This window comes from Roseateles sp., assembly GCF_044373315.1.
Classification (GTDB): Bacteria; Pseudomonadota; Gammaproteobacteria; order Burkholderiales; family Burkholderiaceae_C; genus JACDQM01.
Window position 1 is genome coordinate 44,642 of record NZ_JBILQK010000019.1, and the last position, 10,320, is coordinate 54,961.

At 65.1% G+C, this 10,320-nt stretch carries 6 protein-coding genes; 4 read left to right on the plus strand and 2 right to left on the minus strand.

Annotated features, from left to right (window positions below):
- The first annotated feature begins 68 nt into the window (after positions 1–68).
- The 4 genes from mnmE (at position 69) to ACIQ67_RS07005 (ending at position 5,758) form a co-directional block, all read left to right on the plus strand.
- Entirely contained in the window at positions 69–1,457 is a 1,389-nt protein-coding gene (mnmE, locus tag ACIQ67_RS06990) for a tRNA uridine-5-carboxymethylaminomethyl(34) synthesis GTPase MnmE (RefSeq protein ID WP_397533640.1), read from the plus strand.
- A gap of 377 nt (positions 1,458–1,834) precedes the next feature.
- The gene (locus ACIQ67_RS06995; protein ID WP_397533641.1) at positions 1,835–4,039 is read left to right on the plus strand and encodes a PAS domain-containing protein; all 2,205 of its coding nucleotides are present in this window, start codon (positions 1,835–1,837) and stop codon (positions 4,037–4,039) included.
- Positions 4,036–4,671, plus strand: coding sequence for a response regulator transcription factor (locus tag ACIQ67_RS07000; protein ID WP_397533642.1), 636 nt, complete (start codon positions 4,036–4,038; stop codon positions 4,669–4,671). Before ACIQ67_RS06995 ends, ACIQ67_RS07000 begins: the two co-directional genes overlap by 4 nt.
- A gap of 154 nt (positions 4,672–4,825) precedes the next feature.
- Positions 4,826–5,758: a hypothetical protein gene (locus tag ACIQ67_RS07005; RefSeq protein ID WP_397533643.1), complete on the plus strand. Its 933-nt coding sequence runs from the start codon at positions 4,826–4,828 to the stop codon at positions 5,756–5,758.
- 730 nt (positions 5,759–6,488) lie between these two features.
- On the opposite strand, the gene ACIQ67_RS07010 is transcribed toward ACIQ67_RS07005, so the two are convergent.
- The gene (locus tag ACIQ67_RS07010) at positions 6,489–8,099 is read right to left on the minus strand and encodes a methyl-accepting chemotaxis protein (RefSeq protein WP_397533644.1); all 1,611 of its coding nucleotides are present in this window, start codon (positions 8,097–8,099) and stop codon (positions 6,489–6,491) included.
- 17 nt (positions 8,100–8,116) lie between these two features.
- Positions 8,117–10,320: putative bifunctional diguanylate cyclase/phosphodiesterase (locus ACIQ67_RS07015; RefSeq protein ID WP_397533645.1), on the minus strand; the 2,204-nt coding region annotated here is incomplete at its 5' end.

A 10,320-nucleotide genomic window follows, 5' to 3' on the forward strand; every position in this document is an offset into this window, starting at 1 on the left:
TTCACGAGAGCGCTGTGCCCGGCCTCCCCCGCGCCATACACCTGCCGAGCATCAGCGAGAATCGCGCGATGCTTGCGCGCCACCAAGACCCCATCGCCGCCATCGCCACCGCCCCCGGCCGCGGGGCTGTGGGCATCGTGCGAGTGTCCTCACCGCAAGACCTGACCCCGCTGGTGATGGCCCTGTGCGGCCGCGCGCTGAAAGCCCGAGAAGCCACCTATCTGCCGTTTCGCGCCGCCAATGGCGAAGCAATCGACCATGGCCTGGCGCTGCTGTTCCCGGCGCCGCATTCCTACACCGGCGAGCATGTGCTGGAGCTGCAGGCCCATGGTGGCCCGGTGGTGCTGCAGCTGCTGCTGGCGCGCTGCCTGGAAGCCGGTGCCGCCGCCGGCGCGCTCAAGCACCTGCGCCTGGCCGAGCCCGGCGAATTCACGCAACGCGCCTTCCTCAACGGCAAGCTCGACTTGGCCCAGGCCGAGGCGGTGGCCGACCTGATCGACGCCAGCACCGAGGCCGCCGCGCGCAGCGCCAGCCGCGCGCTGGCCGGCGCGCTGTCGGCCGAGGTGACGACGCTGCGCGACGCGCTGATCAAGCTGCGCATGCTGGTCGAGGCCACGCTGGACTTCCCCGAGGAGGAGATCGACTTCCTGCAGCAGGCCGACGCGCTGGGCCAGCTGCAGCGCCTCACCGCCCAGCTCGACGCGGTGCTGGACCGCACCCGCCAGGGCGCGCTGCTGCGTGAAGGCATCAAGGTGGTGCTGGCCGGCCAGCCCAATGTGGGCAAGAGCTCGCTGCTCAACGCCTTGGCCGGCGCTGAGCTGGCCATCGTGACACCCATCCCCGGCACCACGCGCGACAAGGTCAGCCAGACCATACAGATCGAAGGCGTGCCGCTGCACATCAGCGACACCGCCGGCCTGCGCGAAACCGAGGATGAGGTGGAGCGCATCGGCGTGGCGCGCAGCTGGGACGCGATTGCCGACGCCGACGTCGTGCTCTTCCTGCACGACCTGACCCGCCTGGGCCAGCCCGACTACGAAGCCGAAGATGCGCTGATCAACGCCCGGCTGGCCGGCATCGATGCCAGCCGCATCCTGCAGGTCTTCAACAAGGCCGATGCCGGCGCGCCGCACGCGCTGCCGGCGGATGCGATAACGCTCTCGGCCAAGACCGGCGACGGGCTGGCTGCGCTGCGCCAGCGCCTGCTGCAGCAGGTCGGCTGGCATGCCACGCCCGAAGGCCAGTTCATCGCCCGCGAGCGCCATGTGCAGGCACTCAAGCGAACGCGCGAACATCTCGCGTTAGCGAACCAGCTGGTCACGCAAGCCCTGCCAGCACTGGACCTGTTGGCCGAGGAGCTGCGTCTCGCGCACGACGCACTCGGCGAGATCACCGGCGCCTTCTCAGCCGACGAACTGCTGGGCGTGATTTTCAGCAGCTTCTGCATCGGCAAGTAGCTCCTGCCCTGGGCCGCTTCGGTCCTCGCGGCAATCCAGCCGTCACTCTGCTGAGCTCAATCGGGCGCAGCAAGAAGTGCGGCGGCCGTGGAGTCAACGGCGAAAGCCGCTTGCGTGTAGGGAAAGTTTGAGAGTTGCTGAGGGGACAGTCCGGCAACGGTCCTTTTGATCGGCACAGCCCGCGGCATCCAGGGCATACTCATTCCAACGGCGCAGACTGTCGTGCTTAATCAAGCGCGCATCGATCCCGCCGGCCCGTTCGGACTGGACACGCTTGCGCCAGCGCCACGCAGGATGAAATGGACCTCCGGGTCGCCACAGCTTTGTAGCGATTGATGTCTGCATCGACTGAATCACCTCCCCTCTCTTTTGTTCAGTTGGCCGAACTGCTCGCGGACCCGCTGTTCTCGGGCGGACCCTTGCCCGCCTGGGTCGTGACCCTGAACGGCGCCATCCTCGGCGCCAACCGCGCGGCTAGTGACACCCTGGGCTACAGCGATGACGAATTCAAGGCTCTCACTTTCGAACAACTCGCCGAGCCGTCCGGCGCAGCGCTGCCCAAACTCGATGCGGCGCAGGCCGCTCCCCGGCTCTGGCTGCGCAGCAAGAGCCGGGGCCTGGTCCACGTCGCGCTGCTGCGGCAAAGCCTGCTGGCCGGTGCCGAACGCCTGAGCCTGGTCTCAGCCTTCGTCCTTGGCGCCGATGCGTGCGAGAGCACTTCAGCGCAGAGCCCGGCATCGCCCGGCACTCTGGATCCGAACGGCACGCAGGAACCGCCGGGCGAGATGAAGTTTCGGGCCGTCTTCGACGGCGCACCGATGGGCATGGCACTGGGCACCCTGGCGGACGGCAAGTTTGTCGACGTCAATCAGGTGCTGTTGGACATGCTGGGGCGCAGCCGGGACGAGGTCATGGGACGCACAACAAATGAGTTATCCATCTGGCTAGAGCCCATGGATCGCTCAGCCTTGATCCGCGAGGTGCTGTCCGGCAAGCCCGTGCGCCTGCACCAAACACGCATCCTGGGGGCGGGCGGTCAAGCGCGGGACGTGATGCTGTCGATCGCGATCGTCAACCTCGATGGCATCCCCCATCTGCTGGCAACCTACCAGGACATCACATCGCAGGTGCGCGAACAAGCCGCGCTGGCGCTCCGCGAAGCGCGCCTTGCACGTGCATTGCAGGGATCGGCGGAAGGTGAATGGGAGTGGCAGATCCGCACGGGCGAGCTCTACTACTCGGAGCGTTGGGCCACCCTGCTGGGCTACGAGGTCTCCGCGTTGCCTAACACCGCCGACACGCCCTTCGGCCTCTGCCATCCGGACGACAAGGAGCGCGTCAACCAGGCGCTGCAGGCGCACTTTCAGACCCGGGAGCGCCTCGACATCAACCTGCGCCTGCTGACCGCACACGGCACCTATCGCTGGGTCAAGTCACGCGCGCAGGCGACCTGGGATGCCAGCGGGCAGCCCTTTCGGCTGTCGGGAACGATCGACGACATCCACGATGACCACCTGGCAGCCCTTGGGCGCCAACGCACAGAGCAGCGATTGGCGCTGGCAACCTCGGCAGCGCGCATCGGCACCTGGGAGATGTTTCCTGATGGATCGGCCGTGTGGGATGCCGAGGCCTATCGCTCGTATGGCTACTCGCCCACGACCCCCTTGCTGCCCGAGCAGATCTACCGATGTTCTCTGAGCCATGGCGAGTTTCTTCGCACCAGGAAGTGGTTGTTGTCCACGCTGGCAAGCGGTGAGGGCGGCAGCATCGAATTCGAACTGTGCTGGCCCAATGGAGAAACCCGCTGGATGGTTGCCAAGGGCAAGGCCTTGCTCGATGCCAATGGCACACCCACCTCGCTTCTCGGCGTGAACTGGGACATTTCCGAACAACGCCGGGCCCATGAAGCCTTGCTCGGTCATCAGCGCCAGCTGTCCGAACTGGCCCATGAACTGCTGGAGCAGGAGAGGCGCACCACAAGCCGCATCGCATTGACACTGCACGACCATCTGGGACAGACGCTCACCGCCTTGCGCCTCAGCTTCGATGCCAGCCTCGGCGCCGCAGCTGACATGGCCGGTGATCGCAATGTCCAACGCATGGATGCCCTGCTGGAGCAGGCAACCTCGCTGATCCACGATGTGCTCCAGGATCTGCGCCCACCCTTCCTGGAAGACCTAGGCCTGGCAGCCGCACTGGATAACGAGATCGCCAATCCAACCTTGCAGCGGAGCTCAGTCGACTTGATGCTGCTGCTCGACGATCAGGTGGGCCAACTCCGCTGGCCCAGCGATGTCGAATACGCCTGCTTCATGATCGCCCGGGAGGCCGTTGCCAACGCACTCGAGCATTCGATGGCTTCCTTGATTCAAGTCACGTTGAATGCGAGTGGCTCGGGCCTAATGCTGGAAATCACCGACGATGGGATCGGTTTCCAGACCAAGGGACTGATGGGCCGTTCAGGCAACCTTGGGCTGGTAGGCATGCGTGAGCGGGCTCAAGCCATTGGGGCTCGCCTGGACGTGGACTCGACGCCCGGCGAGGGGGTTCGAGTCAGCTTGCGATGGGAGCCCAAGCCATGAGTCGAATCTATCTGATGGACGACCATGCCCTTGTCCGGGAGGGGCTGCGAAGCGTGCTCGAAATGGCAGGCCACGAGGTTGTGGGCGAGTCGGCAGACCCGGACATTGCAATCCGGGAGATCGTGAGCCTGCAGCCGCAGATTCTTCTCCTGGACGTCAACCTCGAGGACCGATCGGGCCTGGTGCTCCTGATGGAACTTGAGCGTCGCAAGATCTCGCTGCGCACCATCGTGCTGACGATGTCGGCCCAGCCCAGGCATGTGGCCGAGGCGATGCGCAATGGCGCGATGGGCTATGTGCTCAAGGGCTCATCTTCCCGTGAACTGCTCGCAGCGATCGACAGCGTCAAGGCGGGCATGCGCTACTTCGGCACTCGCGTTGCCGATTTGGCCATGCAAGGCATGTCATTGGCTGGACAGAGCGCGGCCATCGACACGCTGTCGGTGCGTGAACGGCAAATTCTCGAGCTGGTCGTGCACGGGCATACCAGTGCTGCCATCGCCAACAGCATCCGACTCTCGCCAAAGACCGTCGAGACCTATCGCAGCCGGCTGATGGCCAAGCTGGGCGTCGAAGACCTGCCCGCGCTGGTGCGATTCGCCATTGCTTCAGGACTCGTCAGTGCCGACTGATTCGCTGCCATCCCTTCGTCACCCATGAACTGCCTGAGCCGTACCAGGCTGTGCATCAATGACCCTCCCCCATAGTTTTGCCGAGCCCAGCCTGAGCATGCAGGCGACCCCACCCGATAGGCCCGCTTCAATGGTCCGCGCGGAAACAAGCTGGATGCAAGGCGACGTCGCCAGCGCCATTCAACAGGGCGTGACGGCCCTGGGCCAGATTGAGAGCTCCTGCCCGGCCGACGAGTTGCGCGAGGCCTTCCTCAGCGTCGCCCTCTACTGCCGGGAGTTCGGGCTCTACAAATCGTCGCTGGGTTTGGCACTGAAGGGCTTCGACAGCGCCGTGCTCGCCAGGGACAGCCGAGCCATGACACAGGCACTGGTGCTGATCGGCGTCGGTTTCACTGAGATCGGCCGGGCGGACGCCGGCCATCTGGTGCTGCTCAAGGCCCTGTCTCGCGCCGAAGCCTCGCGCCGGGTGCTCGATATCCTGCGTGTCCACAACGGCCTGCTGCTTGCAGCAGTCGCCATCCGGGAGGCCCGCGCCGCAGAGCCCCTGACTCCGCCGCAGACAGAGATCCTTCGACTGGCCGTTGAGTCTGCCCGCATCGTGGATGAAATGAGCCAGCCCGGAAGTGCCAGCAGCGGCTTCGTGCGGGCGGCGCTGCTTACGAATGCCGGCAAGGTGATGTGCAGCAGCGGCAATTTCGACAAGGGGCTGACCGACCTGCGGCAAGCGCAGAGTATCGCCATGGACGGCGGCTACCGGCTGCTGCACCTGAAGGCCTTGATCGGCGAGTTGCACGTGCTGCACCAGCGCTCCATGGCCTTGCCGCTGGAGCGCCTGCTGAATGCCATCAGCATGGCCAGGGAACTCAAGCTGAGCCGGCTGGAGCGGTCCAGCCTCAGCTTGGCGATGCGCGTGTCAGATATCGATGAGGCACTGCGTCGCGACTTCGCCCAGCGGATCCATGAGCTCGACGCCCGTCAAGGGGAGGAAGAGGCAGAGCGGCTGGTGAACCCCTACGCCACGCATGTCGACAAGATCCTGGCGGCCGCCGACCCGGCTGCGCTGGCGCACTCGCACTTCAGCATCTGACACTGCGCGTCAAGCTTGCACCAGACTCGCGATCGCGGCCGGCAGCTGGATTTCGCCAGACACCTCCCAGGAACACAAGCTGTTCATGCAGTTGACACCCAGTGACCTGAGTACGCAACTCGCAGCCACACAGGCGGTGGGACCCGGATTGATGTTTGCAGTGTCGGACCCGGCGCGGCGAAGCGCAGCTGGTGGCCGGTCGCCCAGAGCGTTGCACTCCCGGCGCTCCTCGCAGAACTGCTGCCATGCTTCGATCAGCGCCTTCATCCCGGCCAGCGTGTCGAACCATTCCCGCTTGAGCAACTGGTCGCGCTACTTGCGGTTGAATCTCTCCATAATGCCGCTCTTCCAGGGCTAGCCCAGGGCGATGAAGGCCGCACCCTTGGCCTCGTCGCGCGCTCAGCGCCTGAGCTAGGAGTGGCTTGGGATCGCGCAATGCGACCTCAGCCGGATGGCCGCCACGATGGCGAGGTACCCCGAGGGGCGTTCGTCCGGAAGAGCACAGCATCTTGAGCACGTGCCCGGCCACCAGTACCGCGAAATCGAAGTGCCCCTGATCCGGCTCCACCAAGGCGCGCACCAGCGGCATGCGTTGCAACGCCAGTTCGCACCCCACCCGGGACGCCACCTTGCGCAGCAAGTCCACCATGGGCCGGAGCTACGGCGCGCCTGCACGGATGGCAGCACCTGCTTTCAGGGCCACCGTAGTGCGCGTCCGAGAATCCAGGGCTCAGCCCCCCGACTTGGCTTGGCGCCTGAGCTCAACAGCATCAGGCAGGGCATGGCCCTGCCCATCCAGATGAAAGACCTTGACCGAATCCCCCAGCAGCTCGGCACGCTGGCGCAAGGCCCCGGCGGAGGCCGACAGCTGCTCCACCATCGCCGCGTTCTGCTGCGTGATGCCATCCAGCTGGGCGACGGCCTCGTTGACCTGCGAGATGCCCTTCAGCTGCTCATGCGAGCCGAGGCTGATCTCGCTGATGACCTCGGACACGCGCTTCACGTTCTGCAGCGTCGTGCCAATGATCGAAGACACGCGCTCGGCCTGGGACACGCCAGATGCCACGGTTCGCTCCGAGTTGTCGATCAGCACCCGGATCTCCTTCGCCGCCGCCGTCGTGCGCTGGGCCAGCGCGCGAACCTCGGCAGCCACCACGGCGAAGCCGCGCCCGGCGTCACCCGCCCGCGCCGCTTCCACCGCGGCATTGAGCGCCAGGATGTTGGTCTGGAACGAGATTGCATCGATGACCTGCGTGATCTCGGAAATCTGTCGCGATGCGTCCCGGATGGTGTGCATCGTCGTCGTCATCTCGGTCATGGCCTGGGCGCTCTTGGAGGTGTCTTCAGCGGTGTGCATGGCCAGATTGGCGGCTGCGGCGGCGCCGTCCGAGTTGGTCCGCACGGTGCCGGTGAGCTCCTCCATCGAGGCAGCCGTCTGCTCCAGGTTGGCCGCCTGCGACTCGGTGCGGCCCGACAGGTCTTCATTGCCGGCCGCGATCTCCTCAATCGCCGTCTCGATGTTCCGCACCTCGCTGCGCGCATCGCCGACGATGGACTGCAGATTCACGTTGAGCTGGTTCAAGGCACGCTTTAAGCGGCCGATGGCATCGCCAGAATCACCGATCAGCCGCTGCGTCAGGTCGCCTGCCGCCATGCGGTTCGAGAAGTCGACCAGCTCGTCGAGCGGGCGCTGCGTCAGCCTTTGCAGCAGCAGATGCCCGAGAACGGCCGCCATTGCCACTGCCAGCATGGCCCACCATTGATGGGACCACAACTCGCCCATCAAGTAGGCGCTGCCGGCCACTGCCAAGGGGATGAGCGCATGCCGCTGTGCGAGCAACCGGGGCATAAGCCGCTGTGCCCTGCCGGCCCAGCCATTGCGTTGCAGCTGGCCCTGCCTGAGGCTCAGACTCAAGGCCGAGCCGGCGTTCTCTTCGCTGCGCATGAGCTGATAGACGGCCTCAGCGGCCCTGACTTCCGCCGCTTCGGGCTTGGTGCGGACGGACATGAAGCCCACCGGCTGATTGCCTTCGAACAGGGGCGTCACGTTCGCCTTGACCCAGTAATGTCCGCCGTCCTTTCTGCGGTTCACGACGATGGCGCTCCAGGGCTGGCCGCCGCTGATGGTGCTCCACATGTCGCGGAAGGCCTCTTCCGGCATGTGGGGGTGTCGGATCATGTTGTGCGGCTGGCCCAGCAGCTCCGCGCGCTGATAGCCGCTGACCTCCACAAAGGCCGCATTGCAGTAGACGATGCGCCCCTTCAGATCGGTCGTCGAGACCAGCGTCATCCCGTCTGGGAATGCATATTCATGTCCGGTGATGGGTCCGTTGTCGCGCATGAACTTCTCCTCAGGAGTCAGGTAGGCATGAAGCTGTGCATGATCTGCTTGATGTTCTGCGGCTTGCTGAACAAGTAGCCTTGGAAGAACTCACATCCCAGCAAGGACAACAACTCGAACTGCTCGTCGGACTCGACGCCCTCGGCAACAACCTTCAAGCCCAGGGTCTTGCCGAGTGCGATCACCGTCTTGCAGATCGCCGCGTCGCCGCTGGCGTGGTGAATCTCCTTGACGAAGGAGCGGTCGATCTTCAGCACACTGACCGGCAAGCGCTGCAGATAGGTCAGCGACGAGTAGCCCGTGCCGAAGTCGTCGATCGAGAACTTGACGCCCAGCTTGCACAGCTCGCGCATCTTGCTGATCGAGCCTTCAACATCATGCAGCAACAGGCTCTCGGTCAGTTCGAGCTTCAGCTTGCGCGGATTGGCGCCGGACTCCTGAAGTGCGCGGCTGACTTCGGCCACAAAGGTCGGCTGCCGCATCTGGCAGCTGCTGATGTTGACGGCCAGCGTCCAGTTGCTGGCGGTCGGATGCGTGGCCCAGCCGGCGAGCTGCCGGCAGGCTTGCGTCAGCACCCAGTGGCCGATTTGCAGGATCAGGCCCGACTGCTCGGCCAATGGAATGAACTCCAGCGGCGGCACCCAGCCACGCGTCGGGTGCCGCCATCGCAACAGGGCTTCGACGCCCACAGGCACACGCTGCTTGTCGACGACCGCCTGATAGTGCAGCTCCAGCTCACCCCGACCCACGGCTTCGCGCAGGTCTGACTCGAGTGACGCGCGCGCGAGCGCCGCATCCTGCATTGCCGGGTCGTAGAAGCGCCACGCATTGCGCCCGGCTGACTTGGACTGGTACATCGCGAAGTCGGCTCGCTTGAGCAGATCCTCGATCGACTGCTCGTGATCACGGAACAGGCACACGCCGAGACTGGCACTGCAGAGATATCGCTGGCCTGCCAGGCTGTAGGGCTCGGCAAGTGTGCTGACGATCTTCTCAGACACCACCTGCGCCGCCGCAGCAGCCTCCATGCCATCCTCGCTCAGCTCTTCGAGCATGACAACGAACTCGTCGCCGCCCAGACGGGCCACCGTGTCCTCCTCCCGGACCAGCGCGACCAGCCGGCGTGCCACCTGCATCAGCAGTTCATCGCCCAGCTGATGGCCCCTGGAGTCATTCAGATTCTTGAAGTGGTCCAGGTCGATGAAGATCAGCGCCCCGGTTCGCTTGTATCTGGCGCTCGATGCCTGCGCCATCCGCAGCCGATCCATCAACAGCCGCCGGTTCGGCAGGCCGGTGAGCACATCGAAGTAGACGAGCTTTTGGACTTCCTGCTCGATGCGCTTGCGCTCGCTGATGTCGCGTTCGATGGCGACCCAATGCGTGAACCAGCCGGAGCTGTCGGCAATAGGGGTGAGGCTCATCTCGACCCAGTAGGGCTCGCCGCTCTTGCGGTAATTGATCACCTCGACACAGGTGGACTGCCAGGTGCTGAGCGCGATCCGCACCAGATCGAGCTGCGCGCGCTCGGTGGCAGGCCCCTGGAGAAGCCTCGGGGTCTTGCCGAGCACCTCTTCGCGCGAGTAGCCCGTCGTCCGGACGAACGCGTCATTGACATAGACGATGCGCGGGCCGGGGCTGTCGTTCGTCCCCGCTTCCGTGATGAGCACCATGTCGTTCAGATGCGCCATGCAAGAGCCCAGCAGACCCAGCTCCTGCTTCAGCTGGCGGGTGCTGTGACGCTGGTAGACCGACACCACCAGGCCGGCCAGCTCAGCACCACACTGGCGCTCCTCGGCTTCCCACGGCGTGTTCTCGCCCTTGATCTGCTCGGTCCAGATATCGAACGAAGTGCGCGGCCCAAAGGCCAGCGCCCCCCCGGACTGCGGCATCAGCTGCTTCAGCGGCTGGCCTGCCCAACGAACCTGGCTGACAACCTGCTTGCGCAGGAACAGCAGGAAGCTGTGGGCCTCACCGGACAAGGTCGCGAGCATGGCGCCGCCCCAAGGCGCCCAAGCATCCGGATCGCCTGACCCGAGCTCGCAAAGGCGATGGCTGCAGAGAACGTCGCCGGCAATCAGACTCTCCGCTCGGAGCTTCACGGCCTCGCAATGCTCGTCCGGCAGCGGCGGCTTGATCAGCCATTGCCCGTGCAGAAACAGTCCGAAGCCCTGCACCTGCAAGGGTTCAGCCGCCTCGCCCAGCGCCGTCTCCATCAGCTTCT